Origin of the sequence: uncultured Treponema sp., from assembly GCF_946187725.1 — a bacterium.
Lineage (GTDB): Bacteria > Spirochaetota > Spirochaetia > Treponematales > Treponemataceae > Treponema_D.
The window spans coordinates 64,569-80,657 of the sequence record NZ_CAMHSK010000006.1 but is presented as its reverse complement, the minus strand read 5'-3'; the positions used below and the strand labels follow the sequence as shown (position 1 = coordinate 80,657).

14 protein-coding genes are annotated in these 16,089 nt (G+C 43.7%); 6 read left to right on the top strand and 8 right to left on the bottom strand.

Features of this window, described 5'->3' with window-relative positions; genetic code table 11:
• The first annotated feature begins 23 nt into the window (after nt 1-23).
• Nucleotides 24-602 (top strand): DUF4340 domain-containing protein, encoded by a 579-nt coding sequence (locus Q0Q74_RS04150; RefSeq protein WP_294428813.1) that lies wholly within the window; start codon nt 24-26, stop codon nt 600-602.
• Between the two features lie 54 nt (nt 603-656).
• Here Q0Q74_RS04150 and aroF read toward each other — a convergent pair whose 3' ends face one another.
• Both aroF and Q0Q74_RS04140 read right to left on the bottom strand, forming a co-directional pair.
• Nucleotides 657-2,585: a 3-deoxy-7-phosphoheptulonate synthase gene (gene aroF / locus Q0Q74_RS04145; RefSeq protein ID WP_294428809.1), complete on the bottom strand. Its 1,929-nt coding sequence runs from the start codon at nt 2,583-2,585 to the stop codon at nt 657-659.
• Nucleotides 2,586-2,905: 320 nt separating this feature from the next.
• Nucleotides 2,906-3,184: a TRL domain-containing protein gene (locus Q0Q74_RS04140; RefSeq protein ID WP_294428807.1), complete on the bottom strand. Its 279-nt coding sequence runs from the start codon at nt 3,182-3,184 to the stop codon at nt 2,906-2,908.
• 773 nt (nt 3,185-3,957) lie between these two features.
• Here Q0Q74_RS04140 and Q0Q74_RS04135 point away from each other — a divergent pair.
• Nucleotides 3,958-4,722: an aldo/keto reductase gene (locus Q0Q74_RS04135; protein ID WP_294428805.1), complete on the top strand. Its 765-nt coding sequence runs from the start codon at nt 3,958-3,960 to the stop codon at nt 4,720-4,722.
• Nucleotides 4,723-4,849: 127 nt separating this feature from the next.
• Here Q0Q74_RS04135 and Q0Q74_RS04130 read toward each other — a convergent pair whose 3' ends face one another.
• Complete coding sequence (locus tag Q0Q74_RS04130) at nt 4,850-6,139, bottom strand: HD domain-containing phosphohydrolase (protein ID WP_294428803.1); 1,290 nt, start codon at nt 6,137-6,139, stop codon at nt 4,850-4,852.
• Nucleotides 6,140-6,541: 402 nt separating this feature from the next.
• On the opposite strand from Q0Q74_RS04130, the gene Q0Q74_RS04125 reads away from it, so the two are divergent.
• Nucleotides 6,542-6,937, top strand: coding sequence for a hypothetical protein (locus tag Q0Q74_RS04125; protein WP_294428801.1), 396 nt, complete (start codon nt 6,542-6,544; stop codon nt 6,935-6,937).
• Nucleotides 6,938-6,979: 42 nt separating this feature from the next.
• Here Q0Q74_RS04125 and Q0Q74_RS04120 read toward each other — a convergent pair whose 3' ends face one another.
• Entirely contained in the window at nt 6,980-8,311 is a 1,332-nt protein-coding gene (locus Q0Q74_RS04120; protein WP_367268325.1) for an SLC13 family permease, read from the bottom strand.
• A 149-nt stretch (nt 8,312-8,460) separates the two neighbouring features.
• Between Q0Q74_RS04120 and Q0Q74_RS04115 the strand changes: the two genes are divergently transcribed.
• Entirely contained in the window at nt 8,461-9,174 is a 714-nt protein-coding gene (locus Q0Q74_RS04115; RefSeq protein WP_294428799.1) for a rhomboid family intramembrane serine protease, read from the top strand.
• A gap of 171 nt (nt 9,175-9,345) precedes the next feature.
• Entirely contained in the window at nt 9,346-10,497 is a 1,152-nt protein-coding gene (locus Q0Q74_RS04110; protein WP_294428797.1) for a BMP family ABC transporter substrate-binding protein, read from the top strand.
• A 99-nt stretch (nt 10,498-10,596) separates the two neighbouring features.
• Here the strand turns inward: Q0Q74_RS04110 and ychF are convergent, their stop codons facing one another.
• The 3 genes from ychF to Q0Q74_RS04095 all read right to left on the bottom strand — a co-directional run bounded on the left by ychF (nt 10,597) and on the right by Q0Q74_RS04095 (nt 13,685).
• Nucleotides 10,597-11,733, bottom strand: a complete 1,137-nt coding sequence (gene ychF / locus Q0Q74_RS04105) for a redox-regulated ATPase YchF (RefSeq protein WP_294428795.1) — start codon at nt 11,731-11,733, stop codon at nt 10,597-10,599.
• 69 nt (nt 11,734-11,802) lie between these two features.
• A complete protein-coding gene (locus tag Q0Q74_RS04100) occupies nt 11,803-12,684 on the bottom strand; it encodes a DUF58 domain-containing protein (protein WP_294428794.1) in 882 nt (293 codons plus the stop codon).
• Nucleotides 12,681-13,685 (bottom strand): MoxR family ATPase, encoded by a 1,005-nt coding sequence (locus Q0Q74_RS04095; RefSeq protein WP_294428791.1) that lies wholly within the window; start codon nt 13,683-13,685, stop codon nt 12,681-12,683. Before Q0Q74_RS04095 ends, Q0Q74_RS04100 begins: the two co-directional genes overlap by 4 nt.
• A 150-nt stretch (nt 13,686-13,835) precedes the next feature.
• Between Q0Q74_RS04095 and Q0Q74_RS04090 the strand changes: the two genes are divergently transcribed.
• Nucleotides 13,836-15,122 (top strand): aminotransferase class I/II-fold pyridoxal phosphate-dependent enzyme, encoded by a 1,287-nt coding sequence (locus Q0Q74_RS04090; protein WP_294428790.1) that lies wholly within the window; start codon nt 13,836-13,838, stop codon nt 15,120-15,122.
• A gap of 624 nt (nt 15,123-15,746) precedes the next feature.
• Here Q0Q74_RS04090 and Q0Q74_RS04085 read toward each other — a convergent pair.
• A complete protein-coding gene (locus Q0Q74_RS04085) occupies nt 15,747-16,046 on the bottom strand; it encodes a helix-turn-helix domain-containing protein (RefSeq protein ID WP_294428788.1) in 300 nt (99 codons plus the stop codon).
• Nucleotides 16,047-16,089: the final 43 nt, after the last annotated feature.

The following is a 16,089-nucleotide window of genomic DNA, read 5'->3' as shown; positions in this document are numbered from 1 at the left end:
AAAATGCTTTTGGAGACAGAAAAATGATTAAGAATAAACTGATGCTTAGAAAAGCAATACTCGCGGGCGGTGTAGTCATTTTGGCTTTGATTTATATCCTGCAGGTGATTGCAGGAAGCCGCTCTTCGGTAAAGGATTTTGTTGTTGACAAGACTTTTGACACAATCGAAATTACTTCTAATGATAATGGCTCAATTTTGCTCAAACGCTACGGCGATTTCTGGAAAGTCGGTGATGAAGAAGCTGATTCTGGAAAGGCAAAGTTGATTTCTGAAGCGCTCCGTTCAATCAAAACTTTGAGCGTGATTTCAAGTTCATCAAGTGAGGACGCGATTGAGCGCTATGGATTTACAGACGGACAAAAAATCACTGCAAAAGTAAGTGATAACGGCAAGGAATATCTTTTGCTTGAAGTCGGAAAGGATGCTGCAAATGGTCAGCAAAATTATATCCGGGTTAACGGAAAAAATGAAATCTATCTTGCAAGTGGTGCGCTTCGTCAGCGCCTGTCTGTAAAAGCAGACGAACTTAAAGCTCCTAAAAAAGAAGAACCTGCCGCACAGGAAAACACTCCTGAAGAGGCAGGTGCTGTTATAAACTAGATTCCTTAAATCTGTTCGGATTTTGCTCGTTATGAGATTCCGAACAGATTTTTTTTATTCTGCATAAACACCAAGAATTCTGACATCTTCGGCGACAGTTTTTAATTTATCGCTGAAATCTGTAATCATTTCCACAGGATTTTCACATTCGCTTGGAATTACGACATCGCAGTAGAACCAGTATTTCCACGGCTTTCCGGCGATTGGGCGCGATTCGAGACGGTTCATGCTCAAATTCGCATTTTTGAATATGCCAAGTGCATCGTAAAGGGCACCGGCTTCATTCTTTGTAGTGAAGACAAAACTTGCCATGTTCGGCTTTTGCTCGCCCCACTGACCAACTGGCTCTTCGATATGATTTGCAGCAATCACAACGAAGCGCGTGTAGTTATTCTGCTCGTTCTGGATTCCTTCTTTGAGCACTTCAAGACCGTAAATCTTTGCGTTGCGTGCATTACAGATTGCCGCATTTTCGACAGAGCCTTTTTCTGCAACGAGACTTGCCGCAGTTGCAGTTGAAACCGTGTCCACTTCATGCCATTTTTGATTACGAAGGAAATTAGAACACTGACTCAATCCCTGCGGGTGAGAGTAGACATTTTTGATTGATTCGAGAGTAGAACCCTTAACGCCCAAAAGCGAGTGCTGAATCCGCAAAGTAAGCGCACCGACAATCGAAATATCTTCGTAACGGGTGAGATTGTCGTAGTTATTGTAGACCGAGCCAGCCGTTGAGTTTTCGATTGGAACCATACCGTAATCAGCCTTTCCGTCAACGACAGCCTGGAAAATCTCATCGAAAGAATCGACAGCCTGAGCTTCAACACAATCCTCAAAGAAATTTTCGATTGCCTGTTCCGCGTAAGCACCCTTCATGCCTGAGAAAACGCATATTGGCTTTTTGTGAGTGACTTTTTCGGCGTTTGCCTTTTTCTGAGACTCAGCCGAGCGGATGTGAGCGACTTCCTTGCCCATGACAGGAGCAAGAGACTCAATATCGCGCATGATTTTGTCGAACTGGGCAGGGTAGAGAGCCTGAGCCGCATCCGAAAGAGCCTGTTCTGGGTGACAGTGAACCTCAACGATGATACCGTCTGCCCCTGCCGCAATCGACGCAAGAGCCATCGGCGGAATCTTGTCACGCACTCCAAGCGCATGGCTTGGATCAACGATAATCGGAAGGTGAGTCATGCTGCGAAGAACAGGAATCGCGCTCAAATCAAGAGTATTGCGCGTTGCCTTTTCGTAAGTACGGATACCGCGCTCGCACAAAATAACGCGGTCAGTGCCAGAAGAAAGAAGATATTCCGCACTCATGAGCCATTCTTCGATAGTTGCGGAAAGACCACGCTTTAAGATGACAGGCTTTCCGAGCGCACCGAGCCGTTTCAAAAGCTCAAAGTTCTGCATGTTTCGCGCACCGACCTGATAAACATCAACATAATCCTTCATCACAGGGATGTATTCTGAGGCGACAATCTCAGTGACAACAGGAAGACCGTATTTTTCACCAGCCTCTTTGAGATACTTCAAGCCCTCTTCGCCCAGCCCCTGGAAAGAATAAGGAGAAGTGCGAGGTTTGTAAGCACCGCCACGAAGCATAGTAGCACCGCTGCTAGCTACAGCCTTTGCCGCATCAAGCATCTGCTGACGACTCTCGACAGCACAAGGCCCCGCAATCGCAACGAGACGGCTGCCACCGACGCGGATAATCTGCCCGCGGTTGTTGGGAATCTCAACGATGCTGTTCTCCGGCTTGAACTCTCGGCTTGCCATTTTGTAAGGCTTAGAAATCGGAATAACCTTATCGACGCCCGGAAGCACCTCAACCTCACGAATATCCATGCTAAGCTTACCGACCGCCGCAAAAACAGTGCTTTCCTCGCCCTTAAGCTCATTTATTTTAAACTTACGCTCCGTAAGAAGATTTTTAATGCTGGATTTTTCACTTTCGCTAATTCCGTTCTTAAGTACGATAACCATGCAAAAGATTATAGCAGAAATCAGAAAAAGATTGAAGAGAAAATAAAGGTTGAAAATTTGGTGATGGATTTTTCGGGCGTTCAAAAGTAACGCCGAGAACGATGGGCGTTACGGCTAAAGCCGTCGGCTGTTCCGCCCTTCGCTCACGCTCATTGCCAGCAAGCTGGCAACTAAAGGGGCTACATAGCCTAACGCTGGGATTTTTCTAGATTAACTTTATCCATAAAAAAAGTGTACCTCCAAAAATGTGATACGTGCATATCAACTTTTAGGGTACACTTCAAGTTCGGAAGCATTTTTTGCGTAAGAATGCTGTAAAATTATTCTCCTGTTACGATTGTTGTTACAGATGTGTAAATACCAAGAAGGGAGAAATATTTCTGATCAACAGTAGCGATATGCTCGATTCCACCGTTCTGCGCAGCCCTAAGCATTGTATTATCGCCCCCCAACGGAATGAATCCGAGAAGATTTGCGCTTGTAGCCTCACCATGCTTAGAACCTACCTTACCTGGGCCGGCAGCAACCGGTCGGTAAGATGCACATGATATAAAAGCAAGAGCCAAAACTGCAGTTGCGATTGTAAAAAGTTTTTTCATTTTTTACTCCTGATTGAAAATATTATTTACTATACAAAAAAAAAGCAAACAGTCAAGTTTTTAGCTTTGTGCAAGCATTATTCTTGTGAAGAATAAGTTTCTTCCAAGATGCACCTAACAGGTAATAGCGAATCAAAACAGATCGCACTTGAAAAAACTTCCTAAAGCACTGAGCACTTTCTTGCTTGAGTTCTGCCTGATGAGAGTTAGGGTTTCTTGTGTGACTCCAAACGGCGAGCACGGTTCACGAACAGCGGTACAATCCTGTGTTATATTTTCTACTATTATAAGTTCATCTATTGAAACTTTGTAGAGTTTTGCCAGCAACACAAGGTTATCAAGGCGGGGAAGAACTTTTTTCTTGGAGTCTTCCCAAACATAAATCGACTGTGGATTCTCCATATTGAAAAGTTTTTGGAGTTAAGCGACCGAGCCGCCAGAAGAGACTTTATATTTTCTTTTTCTGAAGTAGAAATGTCTTTCTTTAATACAATAACCATGCCGAAAGTATAGCAAAATGCAGGGGAAGTTTAAAGTTGATTGAAGAAAATGAGGAAAGTTAGCAGGTGGCAGTTTTGTTGGGGCGTCCCCCGCACTATGTGCGGGTCGGGCTTTCCGGGGTTCCGTGCTTTCGCACTCCATTCCTACGCTGTCGCTCCGGAACAGCCCTTGGGCTGCCCCTACAATCCCTAACGCTTGTGTCTGCTTGCAAAAGCCTCTGAAAACTAATCCATTTCCCTCTTTCCGTTTTTATGCTATAATTCTTTCACTTTATGGACTACATTGCTCTTGGTAAATCAAATCTTCTTGTTTCTCGTACGGCTTTTGGAGCGCAGAGGCTTGAAAAGATTGATGATCCTGATGTGGCTTATCAGATGATTCGCATGGCTTATGATGATGGCGTGAATTTTTTTGATACTTCTTCGCAGATGCCTGAAAGTGAGAGACGGCTTGGTAAGGCTCTTGCGGATGTGCGTGAGAATGTGTTTTTTGCCACAAAGAGTTCTCCTCGTAATGGTGGTGAGCTTGCGATTGATCTTGATGTAAGTCTTCATACGCTTGGCACAGGTTATATTGATTTATATCAGCTTGAGAATCCTGATCCGCTGCCCAAAATCAATGACGGTTCTGAAATCCTGGAAAAACTGATTGAATTGAAAAAGAGCGGTGTTATCCGGCATTTTGGAATCGCGACGGACTCAATGGAAACCGCTGAGCATGTTCTTAATTCTGATGCGGGCTGGGAGACGATTCAATTTCCTTTCAATATGCTTTGTCCTGAGAGCGTCGAAAATCTTACGCGGCGTTTTTATGAGAAAGACATCGGGTTCATTGCGATGCAGCCTTTATGCGGTGGTGTTTTGACGAATCTGCCGCTTGCGCTTGGGTATTTTTTGCCGTTTGAGAATGTCGTGCCTGTCTGGGGTCCGAGAAATCTTGATGAGCTTCAGCAAATCCTTTATTTCACAAAAAATCCGCCAAGACTCGACGAACAGTTCTACGCCGAAGCCGACAAAATAAGACAGTTTTTTAATTAATTTTTCGCGCGGGATTGGAAGCCCTTTAGTTGCATAGTGAGCGTAGCGAACGGAGCAATGAGCGCTAGCGAAGGCTGGAAAGCCCGGAGCCAGAAGATTCGCGCCAAAAAAAATTGCTCATTGCTAATTATTTAATATAAGCCTGGACGCCTTTGAGTTCTTCTTTGTTGAGGACGCGGACGATTTTATTTTTGTCGTTGTCTGTTATGATTGACTTTGGATTTCCAAGCTCATTTTTTTCACCGACGATTTCGACGATTGGAAGGCGAGGGTCGTTCGGGTTGCTTTCTGTGACCTGGCCGATTTTTCCATTCGAAAGATAGACATAAGTTCCGATTGGGAAAAGTGAAACGGCTGAAACCAGTGCCTTGATTACAATGTCATCATACTGTTTGTCTTTGTTCAAAAGCAACTCGATTGTTGCTTCGTAGAGAGTTCTTGCTTCCTTGTAATGCCTTGGGGAAGTGATTGCTTCATAGCTGCACGCGACCGAAAGAATCTTTCCAAATGCGGAGATTTTTTCGCTTGTGAGATGACGTGGATATCCCTGTCCGTTTTCGCGTTCGTGGTGCTCAAGAATACCGACTTTAATAGGAAGAGAAAATCCAAGTTCATTTACGATATTGAAGCCGAGCACTGTATGTGTTGCAAGAAGATTGCGTGCCTGCGGTGAAAGCGGCTTGTCCGTAAGATAAAGCTGCGGCGGAAGTTTAATCTGGCCGATTTCATGAATGAGGGCCGCGATTCCAAGCTCGATAATTTTCTGAGACGGCATGTTGATTTGAAGTGCGATTACGATAGAAATGATTGTTGAGCGCAGACAGTGGCTTGTCAAAAAGTTCTTGTCGAGTTTATGCTCTTCGGTCGGCTGAATGCGGAGAATGTATTTCTTATTGTTTTTGATGAACTCAATCAGAAGCGAAATTGATTCTGAAAGTTCCGAACTTTTCATTTCTTTGTGCGTTACATAGCGGGTGAAGACTTTCTGTGTGTAGTCCAAAAACTCGTTGTAGACGGTCATTACATTTTCCATTCGGTCTTTGTTTGGAAAATTCTTGATTGCGAGATTGATTTTTGAAATGACTGCCTTGAGGTTTGTATTCAGTGCGTTGGAGTCGTCTTTGTATTCTTCGTTGAGAGTGTCCAGATCGATGTCAACGGTTTCGCCTGAGCTGTGACTTACAGGAGCTTTGGGCGCGTATGCAGCGGGTTTTGACGCAACAAGTTTTTCTACGACTGGTGCAGGAGCAGCTTCATTTTCTGAGTAGAGGGTCTTGAATCCCCATTCAACGAGTCTTTTCTGAAGTGCGCTCGAAAAAGTGAGATTGTTGTCGAGGACAACGAAATGCTTGTCGAGAATGACTCTGCTGTTGAAGTTCTGACCGTTTTGTAAATCTGCTACCTGAAATGAAATCATAGGAAATCTCCTCTCTTATTATCGGCAGCATCTACGAAAAAGTTAAGTGGTTAGTGCTTTTAGAAAAGGCTCTTGGGCAAAAAAAAAGACAAAAAGTCTTACACACTCTTTGTCTTTCAAAATCATGGAGACCGAAAATTGCCAGCTTGCATTTCACAGCTACAAGCTTGCAAAACAGTACAGGGTGTCTGGATGTTGTGCCTTAAAAAACAGGCACATCCTATACTGCACGGTACAATAATATTTTCGGACGGGTATTCGCTTTACTTTAGAAAAAAAAATAAAAAAAATCCCGAAGATGTGATTTCAATCTGATTTTTAAAATTTTCTAATAGATTGACGGCAGATTCCGATAATCAGAGTATAAGAAAGTTTTTTATTGGAAAGTTCGGAGGTGAGATTATGGTAAACGGAATTTCATTGAACGCAAACAATTTCAACTACTCAGGAGTTATTTCCAACGGTGGTCACGGAAAGCTCTATGTTCCGGTTGCTCAGTCAAATGTGATTTATGCGCATTTTGACCATGTGACTGGTGTTGCGGCAAAACCGAACCAGCAGGGCGTTTCCATCTCAAAAATCCAGATTCTCAACTCACTTTTGAACCAGCTCATTTCAATGAAAAATCAGCCGAAACTTGATGTTAAGACCGAAGAAATGAGCGATTCACAGCTCGACGCCCTGATTAAAACAACACAGACCAAAATTCATACAAATGTTCAGATTGCACAGGCAACTGGTTACGGACTTGCAGGAGCAGCCCCACAGGCCGGTGCAGTTTTTTCACTTGATGTGTAAAAAAAAAACGCGGATGTTCACTGTGAAATCCGCGTCAAAAAGTTAAGCCCAAAGTACCCACAAAACGATTGCGGCGGCGGCTGTTGTAATTAGAGTGAATGTGCCGCCAAATTTCAGCCATTTTCCGAAAGTCATCGGATAGCCTTCTTTTTTAACGATTCCCATTGCTACGACATTTGCACTTGCTCCGAATGGAGTTAAGTTGCCGCCAAGACAAGAACCAATCAAAAGTGCGAAAAGATAAAGTTCCGGGTGGATTCCAAGGGAATCTGCCATATTGCCCGCTACAGGAAGCATTACGATGATGTATGGAACATTATCAACAAAGCCTGAAATGAGGATTGAGACTGCAAGCACGAGAAGGAAGCCTGCAATTTTGCTTCCGCCTGTGATTCTGGCAAGGAAATCCGCAAAATCTTTGAGAAGACCTGTTTCGCTGATTGCTCCTACAACGACGAAAATACCGATTAAAAACGCAATTGTTTCCCAGTCAAGGCCTTTGATAAGTTCCCATGTTTCAGATTTTGATTTTTTCTGGGCAAAAAGGAACCAGAGGATGCCACAGATGCCAAGAATCATTACAAAAGAGCCTGAAAGGAAAGGAATTTCTTTTGGGATGAATGAAATTGCTGCGAGACCAAAAATCAGGGAAAGAAGCAGGATTGCCGGAACAGTAGAAATGATTGGCTCTCCTTCGACCTCGGTCTTTTCGCGAAGACGGGCAAATACTGCATAGAAGAAAACGCAGCCTGCGAGCAAGCCTGTCTGCACGACAAAGAAGACTGAGAGCTTTCCTTGATGAATGAAGAAGTCGTTGAATGTGTAGCCTGCATAACTTGCGAAAATCATGCTTGGCGGATCACCGACGAGGGTTGCCGTTCCTTCAAGATTCGACATTACGGCAAGTCCGACCATAAACATAGTCGGATTCATTTTAAGCTTTTTGCAGAGTGAAAGTGCGATTGGTGCCATTACAAGAACCGTTGCGACATTTTCAACAAAAATTGATATGATGCCGGTCATCGCAAGAATCAGAACAATTGCGATTCCTGTTGACGGACTGACTTTTACAATCCAGTCTGCGATTTTGGCAGGAACTTTTGAATAGAGAAAAAGAGCAGCAATCGTCATGCTGCCAACATAAATCATCAGGACATTCCAGTTCACAAGGGAAGAAAACGCATGGGTAAGCGCGTATAATCTGCCACTTTCAGCCGATGCCGATGTAAAAATTGCGCCCGGAAACACGATGCCAAGAAGAATCACAAGAAGGGCAGCAATGCTCGTAAAAATCACCTTTTTGTCCTGTTTTGCAATTACGAGAGCGTACATAAGCACTGCAATCGCAAGGACAATCCATTTTAAATCAATCATGCGGCGATTATATCATAAAAACAGGGGAGAAGTCTCTCCCCTGTGTCGCAATTAATTGCGCCACACCCCACTCTGCGGGGTTGCACCCCGCAACGCCCCGCTTCACTTCACTTTCTTCACTTTCTTCATTTTTTTGTCGATAATCCAGTATGAAGAAAAAGTTCCGAATCACATACAATGCACCCGTAACACTGACTTTTGCGATTTTGTGCGTACTAATCCTTTTGATTAATGATTTTTTGCTTGGGAAACATCTTATTCCTGCTTTGTTTACTGCCCCTGGAAGAATCGGTAGTGAATGCGGATTTAACTACAAGAGCGGCCTTGATTATTTCAGGCTGTTCCTGCACATTTTTGGCCATTCTGACTGGAATCATCTTCTTGGAAATTTTTCATTTATTCTTCTGTTGGGGCCTCTCATGGAAGAGAGATACGGCTCTTATATGGTCGCGCTCATGATTGTCGTTACGGCTTTTGTGACCGGCGTGATTAATGTCTGCCTGATTCCGCATCCTCTTTTGGGGGCAAGCGGAATTGTCTTCATGCTGATTGTGCTTGCTTCAATAACGACCCTCGATAAAAATGTGATTCCGCTTTCGTTTATTTTTGTCGTTGCGATTTATCTTGGCCGGGAACTTCTTGGCGGCCCGAAATCTGAAAATATTGCGACTGTCGCTCACATTGCGGGCGGCTTATGCGGCTCAATGTTCGGTTTCATGGTCGCACCAAAAGCAAAGCGTGGCGGAAGAAAAAATGCCGGAAAAACTGATACTAATATAGAAGAAAATGAAAAAAATGACAGGTTCGAAAAATCTTCTGCTGACGGAAAAAATGAGACCATAGTCGGAACGCTTGAAATTTAAGCCTTTCTGATGGAATTTAAGCCCCGCTGGAGTAATTTGATTGCCGTGGGAGTGTTTTTTTTGAATTTTGTGCTAATAAAAATATAAAAAATTTAAAAAAAATAGTGCTTTTTTTTAAAGGTGTGGTATAATCACACTAATTATAGTTTTATTTTTAAGGAGTACTTTTTTATGAAAAAGTTTCTTGTTTCTATGATGGTTGCAGCACTCGCTGTAACATCGTTTGTATCTTGCAACAAAAAAAAGGCTGAGGTTGAAGAAAAGGCACCTGTAAAAGTTGCAATGGTAACTGATTATGGCGACATCACCGATCAGTCGTTCAACCAGACCACTTACGAAGCTTGTAAGGCTTTCTGTACAGAAAATGGTCTTGAACTTCGATACTACAAGCCTTCAAACGATTCTACAGAGGCTCGTGTTGCTTCAATCAATGCTGCCATTCAGGATGACCACAATGTAGTCGTTCTTCCAGGTTTTGCATTCTCAGAAGCTCTCGTTAAGACAGTTGATGAATACCCAGAAGTAACATTCATCGCTCTCGATGTTTCTGAGTTCGATGTTCTTTCTGCTGCAAAACTCTTCGGAAAACCAGCTTCATGGAAGCTCCCATCAAACGCTTTCTGTGCTGTTTACAAAGAAGAGCTCCCTGGCTTCATGGCTGGTTATGCTGCTGTTAAAGAAGGCTACAAACATCTCGGCTTCCTCGGTGGTATGGCTGTTCCAGCTGTAATCCGCTATGGATACGGATTTGTCTTCGGTGCAGAAAAAGCTGCTGTTGAAATGGGCATCGCAAAAGAAGTTGTTGTTGAATATGTTTACGGTGGTCAGTTCTACGGTGACCAGACAATCACATCTGCTATGGACGCATGGTACCAGCAGCGTGGTGTTGAAATTGTTTTCGCTTGTGGTGGTGGAATCTGGACTTCAGCTGCAGAGGCTGCTGCAAAAGTTGGCGGCAAAGTAATCGGTGTTGATGTTGACCAGTCTGCACTTATCAACAAATACGGTGACGGAATGTGTGTTACATCTGCTATGAAGAGCCTTGCTGCTACAGTATTCGCTACATTGCGAAGTGCTGTTGCAGGATCATTTGAGGCTGACTTCGGTGGAGACATTACTGCTCTTGGTCTCGTTTCTGACTCAAACATCGAGGAGAACTATGTTGGACTCCCAACAAACAACTGGACTATGAAGAAATTCACTCTCGCAGATTACAAAAATCTCGTTGCTGACATGTTCAACCGAAAAATTACAGTTTCTGACGATATTTCAAATGTTCCGAATGTTGCTGTAAAACTTAATGTTTACTCTAACATTAAATAATATTTGAGATAGCTCAATAAGAAAGGCTGCCTTTTGGATTTTGTTCCATCGGCAGCCTTTTTTTATTCTGTTTATAGAAAATTACGGTATCGGTTTTAGTTATTTTGTTACATTGAACTTGAAGAAAATGCAGTCTCCGTCCTGAACGACATATTCTTTGCCTTCCTGACGGTATTTACCTGCAGCTTTGATTTCAGCCTCTGTTCCATATTTTCGTAAATCTTCTACAGAATAGACTTCAGCTTTGATGAAGCCCTTTTCGAAATCAGTGTGGATTACACCTGCAGCCTGAGGAGCTTTGTCTCCTGCGTGGATTGTCCATGCACGACATTCATCCGGACCTCCAGTGAAGAAGGTTCGTAATCCCATGAGATGGTAAGCCGCACGAGCCAAAACTGAAAGTCCGCTCTCTTTCAAGCCTACGCTATCCATGAATTCTTTGCGGTCATTTTCGTCTGTGATATCGGCCAAATCAGCTTCAAATTTTCCGCAGATTACGATGACTTCGCTCTTTTCTTCTGCAGCAATTTTTTTGACCTGTTCGACATATTTGTTTGTGCCGCTTTCGATTGTGTCTTCATCAATGTTGCAGACAAAAAGCTGCGGTTTGATTGTGAGAAGATGGAGATCATAGATTCCTTCCATTTCTTCTTCTGTGAGTTCTGCCTGACGAGCACATTTTCCTTCCTGCAAAAGAGGGAGAATCTTATCGACTGCACTTCGGTAACCGGCAAATTTCTTTTCTTCTGCCTTTCCCATTGCACGAATCTGGCGGGTAACTTTATCTTCCCGCTTTGTGATTGTGTCGATGTCGGCCTGGCAAAGCTCGTAGTTAATTGTAAGAATGTCGCTTTCAGGATCGATTGAAGCGTCTGTTTTTGCATCTTCGCGTACATGCTGGATGTCCGGATTGTCAAAGCATCGGACAACATGTGCGATAACGCTTGTTTCACGGATGTTTGCAAGGAACTGGTTTCCCAATCCTTCACCTTTGCTTGCACCTTTTATAAGACCGGCGATGTCAACAAAATCAACGGTGGCGGCAATTTTTTTCTTTGGCTGAAACACATCCGCCATAAAATCAAGCCGTTCGTCTGGCAACTCAACAACTCCCACATTTGGGTCAATCGTACAGAAAGGGTAATTTTCGGCAGGAGCCGGAGACTTGGTCAGAGCAGAAAAGATAGTAGACTTTCCGACATTAGGCAAGCCTACAATACCACAAGTAAGTTTCATTTTTTATTCCTCATTTGAAAAGATTTTACTCTTATTTTGCGATTTGCTCAATAATGGCGATTTGCCTTGCTACCGTTGCTTGAAAAAACGTGAAAAAACATGTACGCAGTCTTCTTCGGTTGAAAGCAAAAGCGGACTTGCACCGTGTTTCATGCAGGTTTCTTTCCATTGTTCTGTGCGGTACTTGTTTGCCTGCAGCCATTCTGATTTGAATCTTTTTGAAAGCGTCGGAAAAACGCTCTTTTTTTTGCTTTCGGCATCAAAGAACGGCACTGTTCCCATTTCGGGAAGTTCTGAATCGGTGTCGTCGGTGATTCTAACGGCAATTACATCATTTTTTTGAGCAAGCTGAGCGAAAGGTTTTTCCCATTTTGATGAGCGGAAATCAGAAAAAATGAAGACGAGGGAGCGCTTTTTAAGGAGTTTTGCCGCACCTTTGAGCGCATTCGGAAGCACAGAGCCTTCTTTTTTTTCGGATTCAAGACGGTTTTCAATTTTATCAAGTTTTGAGAGAATCATCATCGAGTTTTCACGGCCGGATTTTGGAGCACATGAAAATTGAATCTTTCCGTCAAAGAAAACTGAGCCGATTGCAGCGGAATTGTGTTCACAGGCAAGAAGAATGAGCGATGCCGCCTCTGTTGCAGCGCGAAGCCGTGAATTATTTTTTGTGGGAACTTCCATTGAGTGCGAGCAGTCCAAAATCAGCAGAACCGAAAGTTCCCTGTCTTCTTCGTATTGCTTGATGAAAGCCCTGCCCATGCGAGCCGTAACATTCCAGTCGATTGAACGAACATTGTCACCTGTGAGGTATTCGCGCACATCACTGAATTCGATGCCCTGACCGCGATAGAGCGACTTGAAGCTTCCCTGCCGCATGTTTTCTGCAAGGGTAATCGCACTGAGTCGAAGATGAGATGCTTTTTTTGCAAGTCGGGTGGTATTTATCATGGCAATGGCATTAAGTCCAGAATTTTCTGAATCAAATCATCACTTGTAACTCCGTCTGCCGCTGCCTCGTATGAAAGAACGATTCGGTGGCGAAGAACGGAAGGTGCCGCCTCTTTTATGTCGTCAGGAAGGACAAAATCACGGCCTGCGAAAAGTGCATGGGCTTTTGCGCATTGAAGGAGCGCGATTCCTGCACGCGGAGAAGCACCGAACGAGATATATTTTGAAATGTCGTCTTTCTTCTGAACTGCTCGAACGGCAATCTTTGAATTCTGTTTTTTTTCAGGAACCGGGCGAGTCGCACATACAATAGAAACGATGTATTCAATCAGCTTTTCATCACAATTTATTGAATCAAGAAGATTCTGCATTTCCGTAAGTTTTTGCGCATTCAGGATTTTTGAAACAGGAACTTCATTTGCTTTTCCGGCGGTTTTAACAATCTGAATTTCTTCGGCGGCACTTGGATACGGAACAAGGACTTTTAAAAGGAATCGGTCAAGCTCTGCTTCTGGCAAATTGTATGTTCCTTCCTGCTCGATTGGATTTTGAGTGGCAAGTACAAGGAATGGAGAGGGAAGTGCGTGAGTTTCTTCGCCAATCGTGACTTGCCGTTCTGCCATGGCCTCAAGGAGTGCAGACTGAACTTTTGCTGGCGAACGGTTGATTTCGTCGGCGAGAACGACATTTGTAAAAACAGGACCTTTTCGTACTGTGAATCTGCCTGAATTCTGCTCATAAATCAAAGTTCCGCTTACATCAGCAGGAAGCAAATCAGGCGTGAACTGAATGCGCTTAAAATCCAAGCCGGAAAGTTCGGCGAAAGTTTTTACGGCGAGAGTTTTTGCAAGACCCGGAACGCCTTCAAGCAGAATGTGCCCGCCGCAAACAAGGGCGGTGAGAATTCCATCGATTACCTGTTCCTGCCCCACAATTCGTTTAGCGGCCTCAGATTTAATCTGCGCAACAAGATTCTTGTATTCAGTAAATTTTTCGTCCATGAAAGAAGTATATCAAATAAGATGAAATTGTTGTAGTATCACGGATTTATTCATATTTTATGCAAAATATTCACATTCTTTGTATTTTTATGCATAAATATACATTTCTTAATTGACACTGAATATTTCTATCAATAAAATACTTTCATCATGTTAGATCCATTGGCACAAGAATTGAATGACACTCTCCGCGGAACCGTCGCAGGAGAGCTTTTGTCGGATTTGGGAACACGAATTTTCTTCCCACGGGGCATTATTTCTCAGGGCGCAGAAGCCCGACAGTTTGGCAAAGTCGCAAACGCAACAATCGGCACCACGATGATTGAGGGCAAACCAGCAGCCCTTCCTTCTGTCAAAAAATTCGCTCCTGAACTTACCAACGGCGAGCTTGTCGCATACACACCGACAGCCGGCAATCCTGACTTGCGCAAAAAATGGAAAGAGCTCATGCTCAAAAAAAATCCGGGGCTTGCAGGCAAGACTACTTCAAATCCAGTCGTAGTACCAGGTCTCACAGCCGGAATCTCATATCTTTCTGACCTTTTCGTGGATTCAAATCATCCGCTTCTGGTCGCAAATCCTTCATGGGACAATTACGCTCTCGTTGTAGAGACTCGCCGTGGAGCCGAGCTTCACGCATTCAATATGTTTGCAAACGGCGGATTTGACATCGATTCATTCAAAAAAGCAATGGAAGAAGAGGCAAAATCAGGCTCGGTCCGGGTTCTTCTCAACTTCCCCCAGAATCCAAGCGGCTACTCACCAACGAACGCCGAGGCAAAAGCGATTGTTCAGGTCGTAAAAGAACTTGCTGAAAAAGGCACAAAAATCATCGTTTGGGATGATGACGCATATTTCGGCCTCAACTATGAAGAGGACATCTACCCGCAGTCACTTTTCGCAGAATTTGCTGACTTGCACGAGAATGTCCTGGCAGTAAAAGTTGATGGCCCAACAAAAGAAGATTTCGTCTGGGGATTCCGATGCGGCTTCCTCACATTCGGCGGCAAAGGCCTCACCGACGAGCAGTACCTCGCACTGGAGAAAAAACTCATGGGCCTTATCCGCTCATCAGTCAGCTGCTCTTCAAGTCCAAGCCAGTCGATTTCACTTCACGCATTCAGCGATCCAAAAATCGAAGAAGAAAAAAAGGTTTTCCGTGACATGCTCTGCGCACGCTACAAAAAAGTCCGCGCATTCGTTGACTCACACAAGTCAAGCGTGCTCGAAGCATTGCCTTTCAACTCAGGCTACTTCATGAGCTTCCACACAAAATGCAACGCCGAAGAATTGCGCCTTAAAATTCTGCACGAAAAGCAAATCGGCACAATCTCAATCGACGAAAGCACCTTGCGCGTAGCATTCAGCTCAGTGGACGAAGACAAAATCGACGCAGTTTACAGTGCGATTTACGCCGCTGCAGAAGAGATGAAATAAGTTAGAAGTTAGCAAGTAGCAGTGAGCAGACATTAGTTTTGGGCTACCGCTTCGCGGTCGGGCTTTTCGCGAGCACTTTCGTTGTCGTGCTCGTTTGGGTTCCGCTACCGCTACATTGCTTCGGTCGCCTTGCTTCCTACGCAACGGCTTCACCGCCCCTACAATCCCTAGCCCGTTGGCTTTGTGAAAATCACATGGACTGGCTCCGTGTGATTTTTTTTCGCAAAACAAGTTTCCGCGTGCCTTTATAAAATACTTGTCGTTTTTGCTTAGATAGTGTACTATACATCTTATAGGGGATGCTTGCATCTGCGGCGGCTTGCCTCCGATTTCTCATGAATGAAGGAGGCCGTCTGTATGACGTTTTATGAAATTGTAATGCTTGTTATTACAATCATTTCACTGATTATAGATCTGCTCTCTTTCCTGTTAAAATAGGACTAAGAGCATAAAAAAATAACCGCCCATAAATGAAGTGTACCAGACTTCTAGGGCGGTTTTAACAACTTGCTACGGAGGCGGTCGCTCATTTGCAAGCGTCCCCGCTTTCTTTTACTATACACTGCTATTGCAGTTTCGTCAACTTTTAGTACTTGCTGTACACTTCATGTGAGTCTTTCTATATTATTTCCCGAAATATCCCTGGAGTTTATTGTACATTTCTAGCAAAAGTTCATGCTGTTGGATTTCTTTTGAAACATCGCCTTGAATCGGATTGCTGGAAAAAAGAAGGGCTGGATGAACTCCTAAAACTGTGGCGATAGTCAGAATTAAATCAAAAGATGGTTTAGAAAGGCCGCATTCAATATTTGCAATCGTTCCATTTGCAACATCACAAAGTTCAGACAATTGTGCCTGTGTTAGTTTTCGTTCCTTTCGATATTTCTTAAGGTTGTAGATAAATTCTTCTTGGTAACCTTTCATTTGCCCATTATAAGATGATGTTTTTTAGATTGACATACTAAAA